The sequence below is a fragment of the Cryptosporangium aurantiacum genome, assembly GCF_900143005.1.
GTDB classification, from domain to species: domain Bacteria; phylum Actinomycetota; class Actinomycetes; order Mycobacteriales; family Cryptosporangiaceae; genus Cryptosporangium; species Cryptosporangium aurantiacum.
Genome location: NZ_FRCS01000001.1, coordinates 1,070,753 through 1,094,950, shown reverse-complemented (window position 1 = coordinate 1,094,950; position 24,198 = coordinate 1,070,753). Strand labels below are relative to the sequence as shown.

Annotated in this window: 20 protein-coding genes and 1 pseudogene; 9 read left to right on the top strand and 12 right to left on the bottom strand. The window is 72.3% G+C overall.

Translation table 11 applies throughout. The features are described 5' to 3' along the window. Positions 1–123 precede the first annotated feature (123 nt). Positions 124–1,005 (top strand): RNA polymerase sigma factor SigJ, encoded by an 882-nt coding sequence (gene sigJ, locus BUB75_RS04755; RefSeq protein WP_073251739.1) that lies wholly within the window; start codon positions 124–126, stop codon positions 1,003–1,005. After that, positions 1,002–1,793: an alpha/beta fold hydrolase gene (locus BUB75_RS04750; protein ID WP_073251737.1), complete on the top strand. Its 792-nt coding sequence runs from the start codon at positions 1,002–1,004 to the stop codon at positions 1,791–1,793. Before sigJ ends, BUB75_RS04750 begins: the two co-directional genes overlap by 4 nt. Positions 1,794–1,868: 75 nt before the next feature. Here the strand turns inward: BUB75_RS04750 and BUB75_RS04745 are convergent, their stop codons facing one another. Beyond that, complete coding sequence (locus BUB75_RS04745) at positions 1,869–3,536, bottom strand: alpha-keto acid decarboxylase family protein (RefSeq protein WP_143175023.1); 1,668 nt, start codon at positions 3,534–3,536, stop codon at positions 1,869–1,871. 93 nt (positions 3,537–3,629) lie between these two features. Between BUB75_RS04745 and BUB75_RS04740 the strand changes: the two genes are divergently transcribed. Continuing rightward, complete coding sequence (locus BUB75_RS04740) at positions 3,630–4,106, top strand: Lrp/AsnC family transcriptional regulator (RefSeq protein WP_073251733.1); 477 nt, start codon at positions 3,630–3,632, stop codon at positions 4,104–4,106. Here the strand turns inward: BUB75_RS04740 and BUB75_RS04735 are convergent, their stop codons facing one another. Then, the gene (locus BUB75_RS04735) at positions 4,107–4,580 is read right to left on the bottom strand and encodes a MarR family winged helix-turn-helix transcriptional regulator (protein WP_073251730.1); all 474 of its coding nucleotides are present in this window, start codon (positions 4,578–4,580) and stop codon (positions 4,107–4,109) included. Between the two features lie 49 nt (positions 4,581–4,629). On the opposite strand from BUB75_RS04735, the gene BUB75_RS04730 reads away from it, so the two are divergent. Then, positions 4,630–5,100 carry a nitroreductase/quinone reductase family protein gene (locus BUB75_RS04730; RefSeq protein ID WP_218617295.1) on the top strand — a complete coding sequence of 157 codons (471 nt, stop codon included), beginning with the start codon at positions 4,630–4,632 and terminating at the stop codon, positions 5,098–5,100. Positions 5,101–5,109: 9 nt separating this feature from the next. Here BUB75_RS04730 and BUB75_RS04725 read toward each other — a convergent pair whose 3' ends face one another. Both BUB75_RS04725 and BUB75_RS04720 read right to left on the bottom strand, forming a co-directional pair. Beyond that, positions 5,110–5,733 (bottom strand): hypothetical protein, encoded by a 624-nt coding sequence (locus BUB75_RS04725; RefSeq protein WP_073251725.1) that lies wholly within the window; start codon positions 5,731–5,733, stop codon positions 5,110–5,112. Between the two features lie 90 nt (positions 5,734–5,823). Then, positions 5,824–6,678 (bottom strand): acyl-CoA thioesterase, encoded by an 855-nt coding sequence (locus tag BUB75_RS04720; protein WP_073251723.1) that lies wholly within the window; start codon positions 6,676–6,678, stop codon positions 5,824–5,826. Positions 6,679–6,766: 88 nt separating this feature from the next. Here BUB75_RS04720 and BUB75_RS04715 point away from each other — a divergent pair, with 88 nt between their 5' ends. After that, a complete protein-coding gene (locus tag BUB75_RS04715) occupies positions 6,767–7,840 on the top strand; it encodes a DNA primase (RefSeq protein WP_143175022.1) in 1,074 nt (357 codons plus the stop codon). On the opposite strand, the gene BUB75_RS04710 is transcribed toward BUB75_RS04715, so the two are convergent. The 4 genes from BUB75_RS04710 to BUB75_RS04695 all read right to left on the bottom strand — a co-directional run bounded on the left by BUB75_RS04710 (position 7,758) and on the right by BUB75_RS04695 (position 12,819). Continuing rightward, entirely contained in the window at positions 7,758–8,858 is a 1,101-nt protein-coding gene (locus BUB75_RS04710; RefSeq protein ID WP_073251718.1) for an acyl-CoA dehydrogenase family protein, read from the bottom strand. The two genes, BUB75_RS04715 and BUB75_RS04710, sit on opposite strands and share 83 nt — an antisense overlap. After that, positions 8,855–10,039, bottom strand: coding sequence for an acyl-CoA dehydrogenase family protein (locus tag BUB75_RS04705; RefSeq protein WP_073252813.1), 1,185 nt, complete (start codon positions 10,037–10,039; stop codon positions 8,855–8,857). The genes BUB75_RS04710 and BUB75_RS04705 overlap by 4 nt, the downstream gene beginning before the upstream one ends. Before the next feature lie 132 nt (positions 10,040–10,171). Continuing rightward, the gene (locus BUB75_RS04700) at positions 10,172–11,719 is read right to left on the bottom strand and encodes a DHA2 family efflux MFS transporter permease subunit (RefSeq protein WP_073251716.1); all 1,548 of its coding nucleotides are present in this window, start codon (positions 11,717–11,719) and stop codon (positions 10,172–10,174) included. Between the two features lie 194 nt (positions 11,720–11,913). Continuing rightward, on the bottom strand, positions 11,914–12,819 hold the full coding sequence (locus tag BUB75_RS04695) for a DMT family transporter (RefSeq protein WP_073251714.1): 906 nt from the start codon (positions 12,817–12,819) through the stop codon (positions 11,914–11,916). A 128-nt stretch (positions 12,820–12,947) separates the two neighbouring features. Here BUB75_RS04695 and BUB75_RS48755 point away from each other — a divergent pair. Beyond that, a pseudogene (locus tag BUB75_RS48755) lies at positions 12,948–14,000 on the top strand (Hsp70 family protein); the annotation flags it as partial. A 407-nt stretch (positions 14,001–14,407) separates the two neighbouring features. Here BUB75_RS48755 and BUB75_RS48750 read toward each other — a convergent pair. Beyond that, positions 14,408–15,169 (bottom strand): pentapeptide repeat-containing protein, encoded by a 762-nt coding sequence (locus BUB75_RS48750; protein WP_425430866.1) that lies wholly within the window; start codon positions 15,167–15,169, stop codon positions 14,408–14,410. On the opposite strand from BUB75_RS48750, the gene BUB75_RS48745 reads away from it, so the two are divergent. Further along, positions 15,054–16,124: a WD40 repeat domain-containing protein gene (locus BUB75_RS48745; RefSeq protein WP_425430865.1), complete on the top strand. Its 1,071-nt coding sequence runs from the start codon at positions 15,054–15,056 to the stop codon at positions 16,122–16,124. The genes BUB75_RS48750 and BUB75_RS48745 overlap by 116 nt on opposite strands. 280 nt (positions 16,125–16,404) lie before the next feature. Here the strand turns inward: BUB75_RS48745 and BUB75_RS04685 are convergent, their stop codons facing one another. Together BUB75_RS04685 and BUB75_RS04680 are read right to left on the bottom strand one after the other, a co-directional pair. Next, the gene (locus BUB75_RS04685; RefSeq protein WP_073251709.1) at positions 16,405–17,718 is read right to left on the bottom strand and encodes an MATE family efflux transporter; all 1,314 of its coding nucleotides are present in this window, start codon (positions 17,716–17,718) and stop codon (positions 16,405–16,407) included. Further along, a complete protein-coding gene (locus BUB75_RS04680; protein WP_073252810.1) occupies positions 17,715–18,539 on the bottom strand; it encodes a methyltransferase domain-containing protein in 825 nt (274 codons plus the stop codon). The genes BUB75_RS04685 and BUB75_RS04680 overlap by 4 nt, the downstream gene beginning before the upstream one ends. An 89-nt stretch (positions 18,540–18,628) precedes the next feature. On the opposite strand from BUB75_RS04680, the gene BUB75_RS04675 reads away from it, so the two are divergent. Next, positions 18,629–21,826, top strand: a complete 3,198-nt coding sequence (locus BUB75_RS04675; RefSeq protein WP_073251707.1) for an NACHT domain-containing protein — start codon at positions 18,629–18,631, stop codon at positions 21,824–21,826. Between the two features lie 43 nt (positions 21,827–21,869). After that, entirely contained in the window at positions 21,870–22,505 is a 636-nt protein-coding gene (locus BUB75_RS04670) for an alpha-ketoglutarate-dependent dioxygenase AlkB (RefSeq protein ID WP_073251706.1), read from the top strand. Here BUB75_RS04670 and BUB75_RS04665 read toward each other — a convergent pair. Further along, on the bottom strand, positions 22,502–24,052 hold the full coding sequence (locus tag BUB75_RS04665; RefSeq protein WP_073252808.1) for an AMP-binding protein: 1,551 nt from the start codon (positions 24,050–24,052) through the stop codon (positions 22,502–22,504). The genes BUB75_RS04670 and BUB75_RS04665 overlap by 4 nt on opposite strands. Between the last annotated feature and the right edge of the window lie 146 nt (positions 24,053–24,198).

Genomic DNA, 24,198 nt, shown 5'->3' with positions numbered 1-24,198 from the left:
GCGACGGGCGAGCCGGTCGGGGGTACTACTGCAGGATCAATGTCGCATGGAGTGATCGTCCCATGCCGCGCCACTGAATTCCGCGTCTTGTCACAGCGCGCCCGGCTCCGTCGTCCTCACACTATGGACGACGCGACGGAGTTCGAACGGCACCGCGCACACCTCACCGGTGTCGCCTACCGGATGCTGGGCACGCTGGCCGACGCCGAGGACGCCGTCCAGGAGGCGTACCTGCGTTTCGCCCGGAGCGACACCGCGGCGCTGCGGGACGTCCGGGGGTGGCTGACCACCGCGGTCGCCCGGATCTGCCTCGACGAGTTGGGCTCGGCCAGAGCGCGGCGGGAGAGTTACGTCGGCCCGTGGTTGCCCGAGCCGGTCGTCGGCTCTCCGCACCCGGCGCTCGGCCCGGAGGAGCGGGTCACGCTGGACGAGTCGGTGAGCATGGCGATGCTCGTGCTGCTCGAATCGCTCAGCCCGGCCGAGCGGACCTCGTTCGTCCTGCGTGACGTGCTGGGTCTGCCGTACGGGGAGGTGGCGCGCACGGTCGGCCGCTCGGAGGCCGCCTGCCGCCAGCTCGTCGCCAGGGCGCGCGCCCACGTGCGCCGGCACGCTCCGCGCTTCACGCCCGACCACGACCAGCACACCGGGGCGGTCAAGGCGTTCCTCGCCGCGTGCGTCCACGGGCAGGTCGAGGAGCTGGTGCGGGTGCTCGACCCGGACGTCGTCCTGCGCTCGGACGGCGGCGGTCTGGTGTCCGGTGTCGCACGCCGCCCGGTCGTCGGCGCGGACCGTGTCGCGCGGCTGCTGCTCGCGGTCGCCGGGCGTGGCCGGGTCGAACCAGCCGTCCGGCCGGTGAACGGCGCGGCGGGCGTGGTGTTCGGTGCCGACGGCGAGGTCGTGGGCGTCATGGGGTTCACGGTCGCCGGCCACGTGATCACCGAGATCGATTTTGTACTCAACCCGGAGAAGCTCGGCCGGGTCGGACCCACAGGAGAAACTCAATGACCGAACTCGCCTACACCCGCTGCGGCAGCGGGACTCCGCTGGTGCTGCTCCACGGCCTCGGATCGTCCCGCGGGGCCTGGGATCCCGTCGTCCCCGACCTCGCGGAGCGGTTCGACGTCATCGCGGTGGACCTGCCCGGCTTCGGGGAGTCCGCGCCGCTGCGGGCCGAGCCGACGCCGGCGGCGCTCGCGGCGGCGGTGGCGCACCTCCTCGACGCGTTGCGGATCGACACACCGCACGTGGCCGGCAACTCGCTCGGCGGATGGGTCGCGCTCGAGCTCGCCCGGTTACGTCCGGTCGCGTCGCTGGCGCTGCTGTCACCGGCCGGGCTGTGGCGGGACCGGACGCCGCTCTACACGGTGGTCAGCCTGCGAATGATGCGGTGGCTGATCGGGCACGCCACCGGCCTGCTGTGCCGGCTCGTGACGTACCGGGTGGGGCGGGTGCTGGTCCTCCGCCAGGTCCACGGCCGGCCGGCGCGGGTCGATCCGGCGTACGCCAGGGCGGGCATCCGCGCGTTCGCCGACGCCCCCGGGTACGAGGCCACGCTCGCGGCGACGCGGACCCGCCACTACCGGGCCGCGGCCCCGATGGACGCGCCGGTGACCGTGGCGTTCGGCTCGCGGGACCGCATCCTGCTGCCGAGCCAGGCGCAGAACCTGGGGCAGCTGCCGCCGGGGACTCGGGTCGCGTCGTTGCCGGGCTGTGGCCACGTCCCGATGCCCGACGATCCGGAGGGCGTCGTCGCCCTCGTCATGCGGGCCACGGCCCGGGTATCGGCCGCCTGACCCGGCGGCCTGCGGCGCGCCCGCGCGGGGCGCGGGCCGCCGCGGGCCGCGGGCCGAACCGCGGCAGGCTCGGGGTCAGGCCTGGGTGGCCGCCGCGAGGCGCTGCAGCATCGGAGGGGTGTCGTTCGCCGGCAGGACCGCCTCGATGAACACCATCCGGTCCGGCGCGGCGGACGCCGCCGTCAGCGCCGCCCGCAGCTCGCGCCTGCTGGTCACCCGGAACGTGTGGGCCTGCGGCGCGAGCGACCGCACCAGGCCGCTCCAGTTCCAGGCCGTGACGTCGTGATACGACGCCTCGGGGCTCCGCAGGACCCGCTCGATCGTGTACCCGGCGTTGTTCACGACAAGAACGACCGGCGCGAGGCCGTTCGCGGCCATCGTCCCCAGCTCCTGGACGGTCATCTGCGCCGCGCCGTCACCGATGACCAGCACCGGGCGCCGCTGCGGCTCGGCGAGCCCGGCGCCGAGCGTCGCGGGCAACGTGTAACCGATCGAACTCCAGACCGGCTGGGCGACGAGCGCGGTGTCGGCCGGGAACGTCACGCTCACCGCGCCCCAGAACGACGTCCCGATCTCGGCCAGCACCGTCGAGGACGGCGGCAGCCACTCCTCCAGGCTCTCCCAGAGCGAGATCTGGGTCAGCGCGTCGGTCACCGGCCCGTGCTCGTCCTCGGCGCGGCGTCCGAGGATCGCCGACGCCGGCAGCCCGGCCGCGGGCAGCGTCGCGTAGTCGCCCGCCAGACCGGTGAGCGCGGCCAGCGCGGCGCGCATCGGTACACCCTCGAAGCGCTCTCCCGCCACGTACGCGGTGGTCCCGCGGACGTCGATCGTGTGGGTGCGGTCCTCGCGCGCGGTGAACATGCCGGCGACGACGTCGGTCATCAGCGTGCCGACCGTGATCAGGACCGCGGCCTGGTCGACGGCCTGCCGGGCCGACTTGACGCCCAGGTCGCCGCAGTAGACGCCGGCGAAACACGGGTGGTCCTCGTCGAGGCAGCCCTTGCTCGACACCAGCGTGACGAACGGCAGCGGACCGGCCTCGACCAGCGCGCGCAGTTCCCGGGCCGCCTTGCGCCGCTCGACCTCGTGCCCGGCGACGACCGTGACCTGCCCGTCCTTGGCCCGCAGCAGCTCACGCGCCGCGTTCGCGAACGCCGCCATCGAGGCCGCGTCGATCGGCTCCGACCAGACGGTGGTGGCGAGCCGGTGCCCGTCGACGAGCGAGTCCGCCACGTCGACGGGAATGCTCAGGTAGACCGGCCGGGACGTCGCCAGCGCGGTGGCCAGCGCGTGGTCGATCTGGGACGCGGCACTGCCGTGCGCCAGGACCTCGGTCGCGGCGGTGACCTCGCGATAGGCGCGGGCGAAATGCCCGAGGTCGCCATCGGCGAGCGTGTGGTGCAGGAGTTGCCCGCCCGCGTCGGTCGCGGGTGCTCCGGTGATCTGGACGACCGGCACCTGCTCGGCGTAGCTACCGGCGATCGCGTTGAGGCAGCTCAGCTCGCCGACACCGTAGGTCGTGACGACCGCCGCGAGCCCCCGGCGGCGCGCGTAGGCGTCGGCCGCGTACCCGGCGTTGAGCTCGTTCGGCGACCCGATCCAGCGCTGCTGGCCACCGGCGAGCAGACCGTCGATCAGCCCGAGGTTGAAATCACCGGGGACGCCGAACAGATGCGCGACGCCGTGCTGGCGTAAGCGCTCGGCGAGATACGCCGCGACCGTGACCTCACGAGTAACACCCACGATTGTCAAGCTTCCGTCAAGGATGCAGAACGACAAGATGTACGCTGTTCACTGAGCAAAATGCTTTATTTGGACGTCGAGAGCAGGCCACGGTTGAGCGAAACGCGCATCATCGACCGCACCGACGCCGCCATCCTGCTGGCGCTGGACGCCGACCCGCTCGCCACCACCACCGCGCTCTCCGAGGAACTGCGGTTCGCCCGGAACACCGTGCAGAGCAGGCAGCGGCGGCTGGAGGCCGACGGTTCGCTGGCGCCGCCGTCCAGCCGGCTGCACCGGGGCGCGATGGGGTATTCGCTGCTCGCATTCGTCTCGATCGAGATCAGCCAGGGTGATCTCGACCCGACCGTGGAGGCGCTGTCGGCGATCCCCGAGGTGTTGGAACTGCACGCGGTCACCGGCGACGCCGACCTGATCGCGCAGGTCGTGGCCACCGACCCGGAAGACTTGCACCGGGTGACGCGGCTGATCGTCGGCGCCTACGGCGTGATGCGGACGAGCACGAGCCTGGCCGCTCGCGAGCTGATCCCCCGCCGCATGCGCCCGCTGCTGGAACGCACGCTCTCGTAGCTACCGGAGCGCGCGGACCCGGTCGGCGTGGGCGAGTTGGAGCGCGCGGCCCCGCTCCAGGAACCGCGTGACGACCCGCAACTCGTCGTCGGTGTAGTCGGCGAGCAGTGCCGTCCCCTCGTCGCCGATCGGCTCGTAGATCGCCGCGAGCAACGTCCGGGTGGCCTCGGTGAGCACGAGCACCGCCCGGCGCCGGTCGGCCGGGTCCGGCGTCCGGGTGAGGTGCCCGGCCGCGACCAGCCGCTGGATCGCAGTGCTCGTCGCCGCCGGGCTCAGCCGGATCGCCGCGGCGGCCTCGCCCGCGGTCAACTGCTCCCGCTCGTAGAGCACCGCGAGGATCGACGCGTCGGTCGGGTTGATGCCGAGCACCGCTCTGGCCTGCTCGTCGACCGCACCGGCAGCGGCACCGAAATCTGCCGCGGCCCGCGCTGCGCGCTCGACGAGCAGTTCCCGCTCTGGTGATTGCTTCGACACTCGAAAGAGCTTACGGTAGGCAATCATTTCGATCGTCGAAGGAATCCCGATGGCTGAGCTCCCTCGCTGGCTCCCCGCCGCTAACCGAGTGGTCCGCGTACTGAACCGGGCGAACCTCCGGCTCGGCACGATCCACGTGCTGACCGTCCCCGGCCGGGTCTCCGGCAAGCCCCGGACGACGCCGGTCTCCCCGCTCCGCGTCGATGGCAAGCGCTACGTCATCGCCGGTCTCGCCGAGGCGCAGTGGGCGCGCAACGTCCGCGCGGCCGGCTCCGGAACGCTGGCGTACGGACGCCGCACCGAGCGGGTGCGGCTCGCCGAGGTCACCGATCCAGGCGTCCGCCGGGCGGTGATGCGCGCGTTCCCGACCGAGGTGCCGCACGGCGTCGCGTTCTTCGTCCAACTCGGCCTCGTGCGCCGCGCCGACCCGGACGAGTTCGAAGCCGCCGCCGACCAGGTCGCGGTGTTCGAGGTAGACGTAGAGCGGCCCGGGAGCCACGAGGGCTCCCGGGCCGGATGAGAACGAGCGTCAGTGCTCCACGTGCTCGCGACGGAACCGGCCGAGCCGGCCGCGACCCACCGGCTTGCGGGTCTCGGCGTCCTCGACGATGACCTCGCGGTCCGGGTCCTGACGAGCGTCGGTACGCACGGTGGCGTCCCGCTCGACCGTCTCGGTGTCGTTGGTCACGACCCGGTCGTCGCGGCGGCTGGTCCGGTCAGTGTGGACGCGGTCCTCGCGGAGGGCCTCGTCGTAGGCGGCGTCCTGATCGTGGATCCGCGCGTCACCGGGGGCACCGGCGGGGTCGATGTCCGGCGAGAGCTTCCGCGCTTCCTGGGCGAGGCGCTCGGCCTCGGCGTGCTCCTCGTCCGCACGGCGACGCCGCTCGGCGGCCTCTCGCTCCTCGCGAGCCAGCTCCTGCTCCACTTCGGCGCGACGGGCCTGCGCCTGCGCGGCCTGCTGCGAAGCGGCGGCCCGCTCGGCCTCGGCGCGCGCGGCCCGTGCCTTGGATTCCTCGAGGTGCTCCTGCGCCTTCAGGCGGCGCTCTTCCGCCTTCCTTGCCTTCGCATGGCGCTGGCGCGGCACGACGACCGCGGCCACGACGAGCGCGAGGAGCACTATCACGACGAGCGTGATGATCAGCCCGGTCGACATTGTCGGCCTCCGTGTGTCTCGATTCTGCTCGGTCGAGATACGGAGTACCCGTCAATGCAAAACGTAAAGCTCGGGCCGATGTAGACCGTGTCAGGCCTTACCGACGTCGACCACCGGCCTGGCGTCCGGCTCACGCTCGTACCGCATCAGGCCCTCCTGCGTCACCGCAGCTACCAGGCGTCCCTGCCGGTCGAAGATCCGGCCCTGGGTGAAGGCCCGGCCGAAGCCGGCGGCCGGCGAGGTCTGGTCGTAGAGCAACCAGTCGTCGGCGCGGAACGGCTGCAGGAACCACAGCGCGTGATCGAGCGACGCCCCCTGGGTGTTCGTGTCCGGGTGCGGCACCCGGGCCGACCCGAGCAGCGTCATGTCGCTCAAGTACGTGAGCACGCAGACGTGGAACACCGGGTCGGCCGGCAGCTTGTGCCGGTACCGGATCCAGACCTGCTGCTGCGCGGCCACGCCGGGCACGCGTCCCACGGAGTCGGCGGGCACCTGCCGGAGGTCCCAGTCCGGCCACTCCCGGGCGTGCCACGCCGCGATCTGGCCCTGCAGGCCGATCGGGTCCGGCAGGTCCTCCGGGAACGGGACGCCCGGCATCGTGTCCTGGTGCTCCGGGCCCTCGTCCTGCACGTGGAACGACGCCGACATGAAGAAGATCGCCTTGCCGCCCTGGACCCCGGTCACGCGGCGGGTGGCGAACGACCGTCCGTCACGGATCCGGTCGACCAGGTAGACGGTCGGAATGTCGGGCTTACCGGGACGGATGAAATACCCGTGCAGCGAATGCACGGTGTACCCCTCGGCAACCGTCCGAGTAGCGGCCACCAGCGCCTGAGCGGCGACCTGCCCACCGAACGTCCGCTGGAGGAACGTGTCCGGAGTGCTGCCCCGGAAAATGTCGTCCTCGATCCGTTCGATCTCCAGGACCTCATGGATGGTGGCCACTGATCTCCTCGTTCCGCCCTCTTCCACCCTAAGCATTGCAGTCCGGATCCTTACCAGCGGGTAGGCGTGCCTGGGACACAATGTGCTGATGGACCGCCTCCTGGAGGCGCACCAGCGCGCGGCCGCCTACTACGCAGGGCAGCTCGCTCGGCTGCCCGGCGGTCCCGCCGTGGACTACCTGCGCAGCCGCGGCATCCCCCGCGCGCTCGCCCGCGCACGGCCGTGGCGGCTGGGCTACGCGCCCCCGGCCCGCACCGGGCTGAGCGACCACCTGCGCCGGCTCGGCTTCACCGCCGACGAGTTGCTCACCGCCGGGCTGGCGATCGCGTCCCAGGGCCGTACGCTCGACGCGTTCCGCGACCGCGTGATGTTCCCGGTCCGCGACCGCGCCGGCCGCGTCCGCGCGTTCGTCGGCCGCGACCTCTCCGGCAACCCTCGCGTCCCGCGCTACCGCAACAGCGCCACGACGCCGATCTACACCAAGAGCAACCACCTCTACGCCCTCGCCGAGGCGTTCGAGGCACGCCGGCCGCCCGGCGCGGTCGTCATCGTCGAGGGCCCTGCCGACGCGGTCGCGCTGGCCCGGCTACCGCCGGGCCCCGACGGGCGCTTGGCCGCGGTCTCCACGTGCGGCACCGCGCTCGCCACCGGCCAGGTGGCGCTGCTGACCGCGACGGTGGTGCCCGGCACGCCGGTGGTGGTCTGCTTCGATCCGGACGACGCCGGGCGGCGCGCCGCCGACCGCGCGTACCAGCTACTGCGGGACTGGACGGGGCCGGTGGACGCGGTCGTGCTGCCGCCGGGGACCGACCCGGCCGCACTGGTCGCCCGGAGCGGGCCGCGGGGCGCCGACCGGATGCTCCGCGAGTCCCGCACGTCGCTGCTCGCCGCGCTGGTGGACGCGCGGCTCGCCGGACGACGTCTGGACGAGGTGGAGGGCCGGGTCACCGCGCTGCGCGCCGCGGGGGCGCTGTTACGCCGCGCGGTCGCCCGTGACACGCCGCTCCTTCCCGGGATCGCCCACTCGCTGAGCGTCCGACTGGGTTTCGACGGCACCACCGTCTTGGAGGCGGTCTACCTCACAGACCAAATCGCTGAGCGAGGAGTTCGCGGTGGTGGAGGGGGTCGCCGAAGAGGAGTTGGGAGGACTTCGCGCGCTTGAAGTAGAGGTGCGCGGGGTGCTCCCAGGTGAACCCGATCCCACCGTGCACCTGGATGTTCTCGGCCGCGACCGAGAAGTACGCCTCCCCGACGTACGACTTCGCCAGCGACGCGACAGCAGGCAGCGACGGGTCGTTCGCCTGCGCGATCGCCGCCGCGTGGTACGCCGCCGAGCGGGAGCCCTCGACCGCGACGAGCATGTCCGCGCACTTGTGCTTGATCGCCTGGAACGACCCGATCGGACGTCCGAACTGCAGACGCTCGGTCGCGTACCGGGTCGCCTGCGCCAGCACCGCGCGCGCCCCGCCGACGCTCTCGTTCACCAGCGCGACGCACGCCAGCCACAGCACCCGGTCGAGGACGCCGTCCGCCGCGCCCTCGGCACCGATCAGCCGTGCCGGAGTCGCGTCGAACGTGAGGTCGGCCTGCTTACGGGTCAGGTCCATCGTGGAGAGCGGAACCGTGGACAGCCCCTCCGCGCCCTTCTGCACCGCGAACAGCGACGGCCCGGCGTCCGCGCAGGCCACGACCAGGATCAGGTCGGCGAGCGCGCCGTCCAGCACGAAGTGCCGGGTACCGGTCAGCGTGTACCCGGCCGGAGTGCTGTTCGCCTCCACCGCGCCGTCCGGGTGCCCGGCGTCGTTCGCGTACGCCAGCGTCGCGATCGTCTCGCCGCTCGCGATGCCGGGCAGCAGCTCCTTCTTCGCGTCCTCGTCGTCGGATTCCAGCAGCGCCTCGGCCGCGAGCACCGCGGACGCGAAGAACGGCGCCGGGAGCAGCGCGGCCCCCATCTCCTCGAGCACCAGGCAGAGTTCGACGAACCCGAACCCGGCGCCGCCGTACTCCTCGGGAATGTGGATGCCCTGGAGACCGAGCTGCTCGCCCATCTGTTTCCAGACGGCCGCGTCGTACCCCTCGTCGGTCTCCATCAGCCGGCGAACCGCCGACTCCGGCGAGGTCCGCTCCAGGAACGTTCGGACCGTGCGACGCAGTTCTTCTTGTTCCTCGGAAAAGATCATCGCGGCACGTCCTTCCAGGCGACACCCTTGTCGACCCGGACGTCGCCGGGCAGGCCGAGCACTCGTTCACCGAGAATGTTGCGGAGGATCTCGGACGTCCCGCCCTCGATCGTGTTCGCCCGAGTGCGGAGGAACGTGGTCGTGGTGGCCGGGGTGCCGCTGCTGCCGTAGGGCAGCGTCGGCCGGCGCAGCTCGTAACCGGGCACCAGCGCACCCCCGATACCGAGCAGGTCGACCTGGAACTCGGCGGCCCTTCGGTTGTACTCAGCGGTGGTGAGCTTCAGGACGGATCCTTCCGGCCCGGGTTTGCCGCGGTTACCGCCCGCGGCGGCCCGCAGCGCGGTGAGGTGGTTGACGTTCGCCTCGATCCAGAGCCGGACGGCCTGGTCACGGCGGACCGGGTTGCCCTCGCCCCGGGACGCGGCGACGCGGTACCCGTCCAGGATCTCGCTGCCCGGCTCGGCCCGGGTGGCCAGCGCGCCGCCGAGCGACACCCGCTCGTTCATCAGCGTCGTCGTGCCGACCCGCCAGCCCGCGCCGACGTCGCCGAGCCGGTCGCTGTCCGGGATCCGGACGCCGTCGAAGAACACCTCGTTGAACTCGGCCTCGCCGGTCATCTGGCGGAGCGGCCGGACGTCGACGCCCGGCGCGTGCATATCGACGATGAACGCGGTGATTCCCTGGTGTTTCGGGACGTCGGGGTCGGTGCGCGCGAGGATGAGGCCGCGGCTGGCCAGGTGCGCGAACGACGTCCAGACCTTCTGACCGTCGAGGATCCACTCGTCGCCGTCGCGGCGGGCGCGGGTGGCGAGGCCCGCGACGTCCGAGCCGGCGGAGGGTTCGCTGAACAGCTGGCTCCACACCTCGTGGCCGGTGAACAGCGGGCGGAGGTACTTGGCGCGCTGCTCGGGCGTGCCGTGGGCGAGCAGGGTCGGGCCGCACATACCGAGGCCGATCGGGTTGTAAGCGCCCGGGTGCGGAGCCCTGGCGTCGCTCAGCCGCTGCTCGACCAGGGCCTGTAACGCGGGAGCGGCGTTGCTACCGCCGTCGGCCGGGTCGACCCAGACCCACGCCAGACCGGCGTCGAACCGGGCGCCGAAGAAGTCGTGCGGATCGGTGGTCGCGGGGGGATGGTCACGCAGCAGCGTGTCGATCGCCGCGGTGAGCTCCTCGGGGGACATCGGCGTCTCCTCTTCCGGTGCCGGGTCGATCACTACCCGTTCGCCGAAATTAACAGACGTTCCCCGTCCAGCTACCCGCTTCACGACGAAGGCCCCGCGGCGGGCGCCGCGGGGCCTTCGGGGTGGTATCGGCTAGTGCATCATCACAGGCGGGGCGGACTCGTCCTGGTCGTCGAGGAGGTGGGACTCCTCCTTCTTCCGCGGCAGGAAGAGCGCCGAGACCAGCGTCAGCACGCAGAGCGCCGCCGCCACCCAGTACGTGCTCGCGAACGCCTCCGCGGCCTGCGACAGACCCTGCGCGACGACCTCGGGGCCGCCGAGCTGCTGCTCGATCCGCGGGTCCTGCTGCGCCGCGATCGCCGGCAGCGCCAGCTCCGCGTCCTTCAGGCCGTTGGTGAGCAGCACCGACATCAGCGCGACGCCGACCGAGCTGGCGATCTGCTGGGTGATGTTCAGCAGCGTCGAGCCCCGCGCGACCTCGTGGTTGGTGAGCGTCCGCAGCGCGGTCGTCATGATCGGCATCATCGTCAGGCCCATGCCGAGACCCAGCACGAACAGCCAGATGATCAGCTGCCAGTAGGGGGTGTCGGCGGCGATCTGCGTCAGGCCGAACATGCCGATGATGATCGCGATCAGACCGAACGGCACGATGCGACCGACCGGGATCTTGTCCGACAGCGTTCCGGCGATCGGCATCGTCACCATCGCGCCGAGCCCCTGCGGAGCGACCAGCAAGCCGGCCATCAGCACCGACTCACCGCGGATCTGCTGGAAGTAGGTCGGCACGAGCAGCAGGCCGCCGAAGAACGCCACCGCGAACAAGAACATCGTGATGACGCTGACCGTGAGGTTCCGGTTGCGGAACAGCCGCAGGTCGAGCAACGGGTGCTTCGGCTTGAACGAGTACAGGACGAACGCGATGACCAGGGCGGCGCCGACCAGCGCCGGGATCCAGACCTTGTTCGCCGTGACCGTGCCCGCCTCCGGAATCGAGGAGACGCCGTAGAGGAACAGCGCGAGACCCGGCGACATCAGCAGCACACCGACGAAGTCGAGCGACTCGGACGGCTGGGCGGTGTCGGCTGGCAGCACGACCCAGGCGTAGACCAGCGCACCGAGACCGATCGGCAGGTTGATCAGGAAGATCCAGTGCCAGCTCGCGGCGTCGATCAGCCAGCCACCGAGGATCGGACCACCGATCGGGCCGAGCAGCATCGGCACACCGAGGATCGCCATCAGGCGGCCCATCCGCTTCGGGCCGGCGGCCTTCGTCATGATCGTCATGCCGAGCGGCATCAGCATGCCGCCACCGAGGCCCTGCAGCACTCGGAAACCGATCAGCGCCTCGATGCTCCACGCGGCGGCACAGAGCGCGGAGCCGAGCGTGAACAGCGCGACCGCGGTCATGTAGAGCCGCTTGGTGCCGAACCGGTCGGCCGCCCACCCGGTGAGCGGAATCACAGTGGCGAGCGCCAACGTGTAGGCGGTCACTGTCCACGCGACCTGCGCGTAGTCCAGCGGGGCGTCCGGCGAGCCGAATTCGGTCTGGAACGTCGGCAGAGCGACGTTCACGACCGTGATGTCGAGGATCGACATGATGGCGCCGAGGACGACTACCCCGGCGACCTTGAGTATGTCGGGAGTGATCTTGTCGTCGTTGGCCGTGGTCACTTCTGCCATGAACTCTTCCTTTGCGCCGATCCGCAGGTGATGGGCCGGACAGCTGGTTGACTCTTTACTGCATCGATGCACTCGACAGAAACAGAATTATCGGCGTAAGCCATACGTCAAGCGATGCCGGGATGAACCAACCGGGTGCGCTGAGCAGCTATTCCCTGCCGACCCAAGTTCCTTGCATCACCCAAATAACGACGCTACCTCACGCCGGTTTCCGCCGTGTTCTCGGCCCGGGCGGGCCCCGGCGCCGGTGTGTCGCGGGACGTGGCCAGCACCGAACCGGCCAGGATCAGCGTGAACGCCACCACGATCAGCACGGTGAGCGGCTCCCCGAGCACCAGCACGCCCGCCAGCACCGCCACCGCCGGGTTCACGTACGTGAACACGGTCGCGCGCGCCGGGCCGACCTCCCGGATCAGCGCGAAGAACACCAGGAACGCGATCGTCGTGCAGAGCAGAGCCAGCCCGGCGAGCGCCCACAGCACCTCCGGTTCCGGCCACTGCTCCGGCCAGGTGACGATCGCCGCCGGGGTATAGACGACCGCGGCCAGGCTGAGCGACACCGCGGTGAGCGGCAGGCCGGGGACGTCGTCGAGATACCGGGCGACGATGAGCGGCGCGATCGCGTAGCCGAGGGCGGTGAACAGCACTTCGACCGTCGGCCAGGCGTCGCCGCCGCCGAGGTTCGGTCCGACCAGGATCCCGACGCCGATCAGGCCCACCGCGAGGCCGGCCCACTGCTTGCGGCCGAGCCGGTCGGTGCCGCCGGTCGCCCGCACCGCGATCGCGCCGATGACCGGGACCGTCGCGATGATCAGCCCGCACAGCGAACTGGGTAACGTCCGCTCGGCGTCGGTCAGGAAGTACCAGGGGCCGATCATCTCGAGCGCCGTGAAGGCCAGAACCGGACGCCAGTGCTTTCGCACCTGGCGCAGGCCGCCACCGCGGAGTGCAAACGGAAGTAACAGCAACCCGCCGATCGCCGTCCGCGTGAACACGACCATCGGCACCGAAACGCCGTCGACCGCCACCTTGATCATCAGGTACGGCACGCCCCACAGGACGCTCATGACAACGAACAGCAGCCAGCCTCGCCGAGACACACCGACCTCCCGGGGAACGACAACACGGTAGGTGGCACCGCGCAAGCTAGTTCCGCCCGGCGCGGGCAGTCGACTACCGGACACCGGGTACGGCACCGGGCGCGCAGCGAGCGGCCTATGGTGACGGCGTGGCGGCTGTAGGGACACGACTAGGGATCGACTTCGGGACATCGAACACGGTGGCGGTCCTCGCCAGGCCCGATGGCCGTGTCAACCCGCTGCTCGTGGACGGTCAGCCGCAGTTGCCGTCCGCGGTCTGCGCGACGCCCGCCCAGGATCTGCTGGTCGGACGCGCCGCGCTGCACACCGCCCGGCTGCACCCCGAGGGGTTCGAGCCCAACCCGAAGCGCCGCATCGACGACGGAATCGTGCTGCTCGGCGCGAACGAGTTCGGCGTCACCGACCTGTTCTCGGCCGTGCTGCGCCGGGTCGCCGACGAGACCCGGCGGGTCACCGGCGAGTCGGCTCCCGGCGAGATCCGGATCACCCACCCGGCGGTCTGGGGCAGCGCGCGGCGCGACCTGCTCCGTCGGTCCGCGGCCGCGGCCGGGTGGCCGGTGCACTCGGTCGGGCTGGTTCCCGAGCCGGTCGCGGCGGCGGCCGCGTTCGCCGAGGTCCACGGCGCGCGGTTACCGGTCGGCGGGAACGCGCTGGTCTACGACCTGGGCGGTGGCACGTTCGACGCGACCGTGCTGCGGCGGACCTCGACCGGCTACGACGTTCGGGCGACCGACGGCCTGGTGGACGCGGGCGGGCTGGACATCGACCACGCGATCCTGGAGCACGTCGGCGCGGTGGTCGAGAAGCGCGACCCGGACGCGTGGCGCGCGCTGACCGCGCCGGAGACCGCGGCGGAACGCCGGGCGCGCTGGCTGCTGCAGGACGACGTGCGGGCCGCCAAGGAGCTGCTGTCGTCGTCGGCGTCGACGCTGATCCCGGTGCCGCTGATCGACGACGAGGTGCCGCTGACGCGTGCCGAGCTCGACCAGCTGATCCGGCCGCTGCTGGAGCGGACGATCGTTTCGGTGCAGGGCGTGCTGCGGGAGGCCGGGATCACGCCCGGCGACCTATCGGCGGTCTTCCTGGTCGGGGGATCGACCCGGATCCCGATGGTGGCGACGCTGCTGCACCGGACGCTGGGCGTGCCGGCGACGGTGCTGGAGCAGCCCGAGCTGATCGTGGCCGAGGGGGCGCTGCGGGTGCGGGCCTTCGACGCGCCGCCGCCGTCCGCGGCGCCACACGCCGGGGCGCCGCACGCCGGGGCGCCGCACGGCGGGGCACCACACGGCGGGGCGCCGTTCCAGGCGTCGCACTCCGCGCCACCGCACTCCGCGCCACCGCACTCGGCCCCGCCGTTTCCGGCGTCGCATTCCGCGCCACCGCACTCCGCGCCGCCGTTTCCGGCGTCGCACTCCGCGCCACCGCACTCCGCGCCGCCGTTTCCGGCGTCGCACTCCGCGCCACCGCACTCCGCGCCGCATTCGGCCCCGCCGTTCCGGGGGCCGCAGCCGGGTCCGGGGGGTTACCCCGCGCCGGCCCCGCAGTCGGGTCCGCCGTTCCCGCCCCAGTCCGGGCCGCCCTTCCCGCCTCAGGCTGGCCACGCCCGGCCGCCGCACTCCGGGCCTCCGCACGCAGCGCCAGCGCATCCCGCACCACCGCACGGAGCCCCGGGATACGGCCCGCCACAGCACCACCGCCCGCCCCAGCACCCCGGGCAGTCCCACCCCGGTGCTCCCCAGCACCAGGGCCCGCAGCAGCACCCCGGCGCCCCGCAGTCCGGGGCGCCCCAGCACGGCGGCCCGGCGCAGCACGGCGGCCCGGCGCAGCACGGCGGCCCGGCGCAGCACGGCGGCCCGGCGCAGCACGGCGGCTGGAACCAGCCGCACCGGCAGCCGTTCCCTCCCGCGCCGGAGCCACAGGCGGCGCCGGGCATCGCGCGCGGCGAGCGGGACTTCCGCGCCGCCGAAGCCGCCCCGGCCCCGTTCGCGACCCCACCGAGCACGCGTCCCTCGCCCCAGAGCGCGCCACCCGCACCGCCGACCGGGCCCTCCGCACCGCCCGCGCCGCAGAGCGGACCGCCGGCCCCGCCGAGCGCCCCATCCGCACCTTCGGCCGCCCCATCAGCACCTTCGGCCGTGCCGCCCGCGCCGCAGAGCGGACCGCCGGCCCCGCCGAGCCCTGCCGGGCCGCCCGCGCCACGGAGCGGACCGCCGGCACCGCCGCCGTCGGCCCCGGTGAGCGCCGCGCCGATCAGCGCCGCCCCCGTGAGCGCGGCGCCCGTCAGCGCAACCCCGATCAGCGCAACCCCGATCAGCGCCGCGCCGGTCAGCGCCGCGCCGGTCAGCGGCACGGCGCCCGTCAGCGGCACGGCGCCCGTCAGCGGGCGGGCGTACGCGCCGCCGCAGATCCGGGCCACCTTCGAACCCGGCGAACCGGTCGAGATCCGCGGCCACGACGAGGCCGTCACCTCGCTCGCGATCAGCCCGGACGGCACCCGCCTCGCCACCGCGGGCGCGGACAGCACGCTCCGGATCTGGGAGCTGCCCGGCGGACGCCGGATCACGCGCATGTCCGGCCACACCGGACGGATCAACGGCCTCGCGTCCAGCCCGGACGGCACCCGCCTCGCCAGCGTCGCCGACGACCGGACCGTTCGGATCTGGGACCCGGCCGCAGGCACCGAGCTCTCGTCGCTCACCGGCCACACCGACATGGTGCGGGCGGTCGCGTTCCACCCCGACGGCCGCCGGGTCGCCACCGGCAGCTTCGATCACACGGTCCGGATCTGGAACGTCCGCTCCGGCGAGACCGTCGGCACGCTCACCGGGCACAGTGACGTCGTCCGCGCGGTCGCGTTCCACCCGGACGGCCAGCGGATCGCGACCGGCAGCTTCGACGAGACGATCCGCATCTGGGACGTGACCACTGGGCGCCAGCTGACGAGCCTCACCGGGCACGGCCTGGTGCACGCGGTCACGTTCAGCAGGGACGGACGGCTGCTGGCCACCGCGGGCGTCGACGGCACCGCCCGGCTCTGGAACGCCGACACCGGCCGTCAGGTCTCCGAGCGGCTGGCCGGGCACACCGGCGCGGTCACCGCGGTCGCGTTCAGCCCGGACGGACGGGCGCTGGCCACCGCGGGCGTCGACGGCACCGCCCGGCTGTGGAACCCGAGCACCGGCCGCGCCCTCGCCCCGCCGATCAGCGGGCACACGTCCGCGCTGACCGCGGTCGCGTTCACCCCCGACAACCGCCACCTGGTCACCGCGAGCCACGACACCACAGCCCGTGTCTGGCCCCTCTAGAAAGTTGGCCACTCTCCGACGTGTCCGCCCGCCCGGACACGTCGAGAAGTGGCCAACTTTCTAGCGACGCGAAGCGCCGCGCGAAGCGCAGGACCGGCGCGAAGCGCAGGACCGGCGCGAAGCGCAGGACCGGCGCGCGAAACGCACGACCGGCCCGCGAAACGCACGACCGGCCCGCGAAACGCACGACCGGCCCGCGAAACGCACGACCGGCCCGCGAAACGCAGGACCGGCCCGCGAGAGCGGCGCGCTGAGCGCCTCAGGCGCCGCGCCGAGCGGCTTAGAGCGACGCGCCCACCCGCGCCCACGCACCCGAGCGGGTGCGCCACACCATTCCGACGAACCGCACCGCGATGAACACCGCCAAACCGGTCCACACCCCCGCCAGCCCCCACCCCAGGAGCGCCGTCGCCAGCGTCACCGGCACGAACCCGAGTAGCGCCGACCCCACCGTGACGTTGCGGATGTACGCGTTGTCCCCCGCCCCGAGCAGGACGCCGTCCAGCGCGAACACGATTCCCCCGACCGGCACCATCGCGACCAGGAACGGCCACAGCACGCCGAGCTGCTCGCGCACAGCGTCGTCATCGGTGAAGACGTAGGGCACCACGAACCACAGCAGCCCGAAGACTCCCGCGAGGACCACCCCGGCGACCAGCCCGAATCGGCTCACCCGCCAGGCGGTGCTCTTCGCGGTCGACACGTCCCCGCCGCCGAGCGCGGCCCCGACCAGCGACTGAGCGGCGATCGCGAACGAGTCGAGCAGCAGCGCGGCGAGGTTCCAGAGCTGGAGGCCGACCTGGTGCGCAGCGAGTTGTGCGGCGCCGGCGCGCCCGGCGACCGCCGCCGCGGTGAGGAACGCGATCTGGAACGCCGCCGATCGCACGACCAGGTCCCGGCTGACCATGAGCTGCCGCTGCATCACCGACCAGCGTGGACGCACCGGCACCCGCTCGCGGGCCAGCGCCCACAGGCAGAGCCCACCACCGAGCCACTGCGCCGCCACGTTCGCCCACGCCGACCCGACCAACCCGAGCCCCACCGGGTACACCAGCACCGGCGAGATCACCGCTGAGACGACGTTCGCGACGACCACGACGACGACCGGCGTCCGGGTGTCCTGGACGCCGCGCAGCCAGCCGTTCCCGGCGAACACCAACAGGATCCCGGGCAGCCCGAGGATCGCGATCCGCAGCCACGACTCGGCGGCCTCGGCAACCTCCCCCTCCCCCGCGATCAGCCGGGTCGCCCAGCCCGCCAGCAGCTGACCGGCCAGGATGCCGAGTCCGCCGACGAGCAGCGCGAGCCACGAGGCCTGCACCCCCTCGCCGACCGCGGCGTCCCGCTGCCCCGCGCCGTACCAGCGGGCCGCGCGCCCGGTGGTGCCGTACGCCAGCGACGTGCCGACGATCGCCAGCAGGCCCATCAGCGTGCCACCGGCACCGAGGGCCGCCAGCGCCACCTGGCCGAGGTGCCCGACGACGGCGGTGTCGACCAGCAGGAAGAGCGGCTCCGCGGCCAGCACGACGAACGCCGACGCCGCCAGCCGGACGACCCGCGTGGCGGATGCGTCCCCGGACGATGCCGTCGTCACCGAGGCTTCGTGGCCTGCACGGTGTAGGTCAGCGGAGCCCGCCACGGACGCTCGGCGAGCCGGAACCCGCCGTCGACCGGCTCCATCCGGCCCGGGAACGGCTCCCACGGCACCGAGTCGTGCTCCACCAGCTGGGTCAGCGTCAAGCCCTGGTCGAGCAGCGCGGTGACCACCTCGCCGAGGCCGTGGTTCCAGTTGTGCACCTTGTTGTTCGTGAACTGGGTGTCGGTCTGGACGTAGGAGCCCTCGTCGTGCCAGACCAGCGGCTCGTCCCGCTCGAAGTACGGGTACTCGAGCACCAGCTTTTCGTCGGTGCGGGCGTCGTCGAGTGCCCAGAGGACCGGGTGGCCCTCGCGCATGAACAGCCGACCGCCCGGCCGCAGCAACCGCGCGACGACCCCGGCCCAGCGCCGCACGTCCGGCAGCCAGCAGAGCGCGCCGACCCCGGTGTAGACCAGGTCGAACCGCTCGGCGCCGAGCGTCTCGGCCGCCTCGTACACGTCGGACTGCACGTACTCGATCCGCGCTCCGGTCTCGGCGGCCAGCTCGCGCGCCTGCGCCAGCGACTCACCGGAGAAGTCCAGGCCGGTCATCCGGGCGCCGAGCCGGGCCAGCGAGAGCGTGTCGGTGCCGATGTGGCACTGCAGGTGCAGGCCGTCGAGCCCGGCGATGTCACCCAGCCGCGGTACGTCGAATTGGACGACGCTGCTGAGGAACGTGGGGTCGACCCGGAAGCGGTCGACCGCGTAGTCCTGCGAGGCCGCGTGCGCCGCGGCCCGATCGTCCCAACTGGCCCTGTTGAGTTCGCGATAGTCGTCGATGTCCGTCACAGGAAGCACCGTGCCACATGACGACGACCGGAATGAACACCGAATTGTTCGGGCGTAGGCGCTCCGCTACCGTCCGCCACATGCGCCGACGCTCGCTGACGTACGCCGACGCCGTCCGCTTGATCGGCGAACCGGACAGCCCGGTGGTCACCACGATCGGTCACCTCGCCGGCGCCGGGGCCGGGGCGGTGACCATCGGCAGCGGCGGTACCGTCGACTTCTTCGCGCTCCGCGACCAACTGGTTCGCTGGGGGCACTCCGCGGTCGGCGGGTTGCGCGCGAAGCTCAGCGGCTTGTCCCGCTTCGACCGGACCGAACGCCTGGTCGCCGCGCACGGCGTCCTCGTCATCACGGCGTTTTTCGAGGCGGTGGACGAGGAACTCGCCGGGCTGGGCCTGAACCTCGACGACGCCGAACTGACCGCCGCCGAGCAGGTCGCGCTGGCCACCGGGTCCGCCCCGGCGGCCAGCTATCGCGGGCTGATCGCCGAACTGGTCGACGTCCCCTTACCGATCCCGACGCCGACCCGGCCGGCCGAGTACCTCGAGGCGGATCTCAGGGGCTACTACGACGTCCTCGGCTCACTGACCTGGAACTTCCTCGCCGGTCTCGTCGCCTTCGAAGGACGCGTCAGCGAAGTTTACGGACTGCCCACCCGCGCGGTCGCGCGGTACACCGAGGCCTTCCGATCGCTCGCCGCCGAGGTACCGGAGTTCCGGGTGTGGGCTGCCGGCGTGGACGCACAGGCGACCCGCGAAACCGTCCGCGTCTCCGCCGACCAGCTCAAGGCCGACCTCGCCGACCTCCGCGCGCTGGTGGCAACCCCCGCCGTCGACGCGGTCGCCACCGGACTCGCGATCCTCCACCAGACCGAACTGGACCGGCCGATCCTGGCCTCCGACCGCGTGCCCCCGCACATCACGCTGCCCTGGCTGCGGGACAGCTACGTCAACCCGAGCGCCCAGGTCGCCGAGGCCGAGAGGGACGCCCGCCCGGCGACCGAGGCCTGGTGGGAGCACGCTCAGCCGGTCGACGACGCTCCGGACTTCCTCGTCGGCCACCTCACGACGCTCGGCGCGGTGTCCGCGCCGACGGTCGTCCTCGGACACCCGGGATCGGGCAAGTCGGCGCTGACCCGGGTCCTGGCCGCGCGCCTCACCGGGATGGGCTTCCTCGCGATCCGGGTGGAGCTCCGCTCGGTCCCCAGCGACGCGTCGATCCAGGCCCAGATCGAGCAGGCGCTCCTGCAGACGCTCGGCGAGCAGGTCTCCTGGCCGGACGTCGCGCGCCGGGTCCACCCCGCGCTGCCGGTCGTCATCCTCGACGGTTTCGACGAGTTGCTGCAGGCCACCGGCCTGAACCGAGCCGACTACCTGGAGCAGGTCCAAAACTTCCAGCAGCGTGAGGCCGACCTGGGACGCCCGGTCGCGGTGCTGGTCACCAGCCGCACGGTGGTCGCCGACCGAGCGCGCTTCCCGCTCGGCTCGATCGTGGTCCGGCTGGCTCCGTTCGACGAGCCGCAGGTCCGGCGGTGGCTCGCGACCTGGAACGCGACGAACCGCGCGAGCCTGGCCGAGCGCGGGCTCCTGCCGCTGCCGGTGGACGTGGCGCTCGCCCAGGGCGAGCTGGCCGGCCAGCCGTTACTCCTGCTGCTCCTGGCTCTCTACGACGCCGGCGCGAATGCGTTGCAGGGCGCCAGCGCGGACCTCGGCCAGGTCGAGCTGTACCAGCGGCTGTTCGCGGACTTCGTCGAGCGGGAGGTCGACAAGCGCCGGAACGGGGAGCCGCACGAGGAACGGGACCGGGAGATCGCCCGGGAGTGGCGACGCCTGGGCGCGGTAGCGCTGGCCATCCTCAACCGCGGCGGCGACGTCATCCTCGAGGCGGAACTCGACCGGGACCTCCCTCAACTGCTCGACGGCGACGATCTCGCGGCCGGTCGAACCGATACCGGCCGCAGCGTCCTCACCGCCAGCCAACTGCTGATCGGGCGGTTCTTCTTCGTCCACGAGGCACGGGCGACCCGGGACACCGGCGGACCGGAGCGCAGCTTCGAGTTCCTGCACGCGACGTTCGGCGACTTCCTCGCCGCGCGGCTCGTCGTGGACGCACTGGTCGACCTCGCCGACGCGCGGGCCTACCAGCGACGCCGGTTCCAGGCGGTGCTCGACGCCGGGTTCCTGTTCGCGGCCACCTCGTTCGTGACGATGACCCGGCGGGCGCCGCTCTGGGACTTCTGCCGCGGTCTGCTCGCCGCGCTCACACCCGAGCAGCGCCGGTCCTGCCGCGAGCTGGTGCTGGAGCTCCTTCCGGAGGCCGGGTTCCCGCCGCGGAGCTGGTCGGTGGCGGATTACGAGCCCCGCCGGAAGCCGTTCGCGGCGCGGCACGCCGCGTTCTCGGCGAACCTGGTCTGCTTCGCGGTGCTGCTCGCGGACGGCCCGGTGCGGGCGGACGAGCTGGCAGGCGGGCCGTCGCCGATCGCGTGGCGGCAACTCTCGCTGCTCTGGCGCAGCCAGCTCGACCACGAGGACCGGCAGCGCATGTGGCAGGCGTTCCGGGTGGCGTGGCGCTTCGACGACGATCCGACGTGGCTCGAAGTGCGCCTGGAGGACGGGAGCGACGTGAGCGTGTACGCGTCGCTCCCGTGGCCCACGGACGACCCTCCCGCGTTCGGCACCGACTGGCTCATCCCGGATGTCACGCTCCGTTCGCAGAGCTACTTCGGCGAAGCGCTACGGCGCGCCGCGTTCGCCCAGACCTCCATCGACCTCCGCGAGACCGTTTACGGCACGATGGCGGCCTGGTCGGACGGTCCTACCCCGCTGATCGACTTCGGTGGCATGCCGCCCGTGGTGGACCTGGCCGTCGGCCTGCAGCAACTTCTGCTGGTGCCACCGGAGCGCCATGATCCGAAGGTCCGCCTTCTTCTCTTCCAACTAGGGCTCGCCGGCGGACGGGGACGCTATCGGCACGCGGTGCTGCGCCAACTCGCCGAGGAGCCCGCGGTCGTGGACGGAGTAGCGAAGCTGGACGACCTGCCCCGCCTCCTCGTCACCGACACGCTCGACGAAGACCTGCCGCTTCTCGCGCGCTTCATCGCCGCGACCGCGGCGCACCACTCCCCGGCCCACGCGGCCGAGCTGATGGAGCTGTGGCACGACGTGCTCCGCGTCCGCGATGTGTCCTGGCCACCGGGCGCCGAGGAGACCTTTCGGCGGGCGTTCGGCGGCGAAGGCCTGCCCTTGCCCGACTGGCTCGGTGACCTCTCGATCGACTGAGCGTGTTCGCACGAACGTTCGAAAAATACAGTAGGGTGATCCCATGACTGCGATTGCGTACCAGCCGTCGATCCTGGAGCTCGCTGACACCGACGCCCGGCTCGGCCCCCTGGCCGGCCGGATCCGCCGTCATCCCCTCTCCTCCGGCGCGTGGGTCGATCACCTGCCGGGTTGGGTCCGCGGCTCCGACGCGGTCTTCCAGACCCTGCTGTCCGACGTCGACTGGCGGGCCGAGCGCCGCGAGATGTACGACCGCGAGGTCGACGTTCCGCGACTGCTCCGCTGGTACGCCGGGCACGAAGCGCTGCCGCACCCGCTGCTCACCGAGGCACGCGAGGAGCTGTCCGCGTACTACGCCGACGAGCTGGGCGAGCCGTTCGTCACGGCCGGGATGTGCCTGTACCGGGACGGGCGCGACAGCGTCGCCTGGCACGGCGACACGCTCGGGCGCGCCGCGCAGCACGACACGATGGTCGCGATCGTCTCGTTCGGGTCGCCGCGGCCGCTGCTGCTGCGTCCGCGCGGGGGCGGCGCCAGCCTGCGGTTCCCGGTCGGCCACGGCGACCTGATCGTCATGGGCGGCTCCTGCCAGCGGACCTGGGAGCACGCGGTCCCGAAGACCACCCGCGCGGTCGGCCCCCGAGTCAGCGTCCAGTTCCGCCCTATTGATGTGGCCTAGTGCACCTGGCGGGTGTGGCCTTTCCAGTACGGCTCGCGGAGTTTGAACTTCTGGAGCTTCCCGGTCGCCGTCCGCGGTAGCGCGTCGACGAACTCGACCCGCTTCGGGCACTTGTACCCCGCCAGCCGCGCCCGGCAGTGCGCGATCACGTCCTCGGCGGTGACCGCCGTCCCGTCGGTGACCACCAGCGCGGTCACCAGCTCGCCCCACTTCTCGTCCGGGATGCCGATCACCGCGACCTCACGAACCGCGGGGAACGAGTTCAGCACGTCCTCGACCTCGATCGACGACACGTTCTCGCCGCCCGAGATGATCACGTCCTTCTTCCGGTCGGTGATCGTGAGGTAGCCGTCCGAGAACTCTCCACCGTCCCCGGTGTGGAACCAGTTGTCGGCTTGCGCCTCCGCGGTCGCCGACGGGTTCTCCCAGTACGCGTCGAGGTTGTGGTTGGTCTGGGCGAGGACCTCTCCCTCGGCGTCCACGGCCATGCGGACGCCGATCGCGGGCGCACCCGCCCGACCGAGCAACCGGGCCTGCTCGGAGGGGTCCAAATCATCCCATTCCGAACGCATCCGGTTGATCGTGAGCAGCGGCGCGGTCTCGGTCAGGCCGTAGATCTGGATGAACTCCCAGCCCAGGTCGGCCCGGATCCGCTCGATCGTCCGGGTCGGCGGCGGCGCGCCCGCGAGCACGACCCGCATCCGGTCCCGGCCCGGAATCTCGCCGTCCCAGGACTCCGCCGCCTCCAGCACCGCGTTGAGCACCGCGGGCGCCGCGCAGGCCAGCGTCACGCCGTGGTCGCGCACCCGGCGCAGGATCTCCGCGCCGTCGACCTTCCGCAGCACCACCTGCGGGACGCCGAGCGCGGTCATCGCGTACGGCATGCCCCAGCCGTTGGCGTGGAACATCGGCAGCGTGTGCAGGTAGACGTCCCGGTCGCTGACGCCGGTGTGCAGCGCGAACACGGTCGCGTTCAACCAGTTGGCCCGGTGGGTGAGCTGGACGCCCTTGGGCCGGGCGGTGGTGCCCGACGTGTAGTTCAGCGTGCAGGTGGCGTTCTCGTCGGCCGCCCACGGACGCGGGTCGGCGTCCACCACCGCGCCGGTGACCGCACCGACGCCCAAGATCTCCGCGTCGTTCTCGCCGAGCACGAACGTGTGCTTGGCGGTGACCGTGTCGAGCAGGCCGCGGAGCTCCGGGTCGACCAGCAGCACGTCCGCGGCGCAGTGCCCGACGATGTACGAGATCTCCTCGGCGCCGAGCCGGAAGTTGATCGGCACCAGGATGCGCCCCCAGCCGGAGACGCCGAAGAACGACGCGAGCATGCGCCCGGCGTTGTGGGAGACGATCGCCACCCGCCCGCCGACCGGCACGCCGAGCCCGTCCAGCCAGGCCGCTTGGTGGCGGGCCATCGCGGCGAGCCGCCCGTAGCTCACGTCGCCGAGCGGCGTCGCCGGCTGGTTCGGCTCGTCGATGACGCCGATCCGGTCCGGATAGACCGTCTCGGCCCGATCGAGGAAGTCCTTCACGTTGAGCGGGTAGAACACCGACCACCTCCGCGACTTCTCGACCTCGTCGTCCACCGCAAGGCTCGTCTCCGCCGATAGCGAGCGCAAGCAGAACCCGCGATTCGCGCGCGGTCCTGCCACCGAGCGTCACTGTGACTGCCACAACATCCACCCAAAAATCGACA

Coding starts and splice junctions, on each gene's coding strand:
- BUB75_RS04710 (WP_073251718.1), bottom strand. CDS start 8,858: ATGATCTTTTCCGAGGAACAAGAAGAACTGCGTCGCACGGTCCGAACG.
- BUB75_RS04675 (WP_073251707.1), top strand. CDS start 18,629: ATGCGCCGACGCTCGCTGACGTACGCCGACGCCGTCCGCTTGATCGGC.
- BUB75_RS04750 (WP_073251737.1), top strand. CDS start 1,002: ATGACCGAACTCGCCTACACCCGCTGCGGCAGCGGGACTCCGCTGGTG.
- BUB75_RS04705 (WP_073252813.1), bottom strand. CDS start 10,039: ATGTCCCCCGAGGAGCTCACCGCGGCGATCGACACGCTGCTGCGTGAC.
- BUB75_RS04725 (WP_073251725.1), bottom strand. CDS start 5,733: ATGTCGACCGGGCTGATCATCACGCTCGTCGTGATAGTGCTCCTCGCG.
- BUB75_RS04670 (WP_073251706.1), top strand. CDS start 21,870: ATGACTGCGATTGCGTACCAGCCGTCGATCCTGGAGCTCGCTGACACC.
- BUB75_RS04700 (WP_073251716.1), bottom strand. CDS start 11,719: ATGGCAGAAGTGACCACGGCCAACGACGACAAGATCACTCCCGACATA.
- BUB75_RS04730 (WP_218617295.1), top strand. CDS start 4,630: ATGGCTGAGCTCCCTCGCTGGCTCCCCGCCGCTAACCGAGTGGTCCGC.
- BUB75_RS04715 (WP_143175022.1), top strand. CDS start 6,767: ATGGACCGCCTCCTGGAGGCGCACCAGCGCGCGGCCGCCTACTACGCA.
- sigJ (WP_073251739.1), top strand. CDS start 124: ATGGACGACGCGACGGAGTTCGAACGGCACCGCGCACACCTCACCGGT.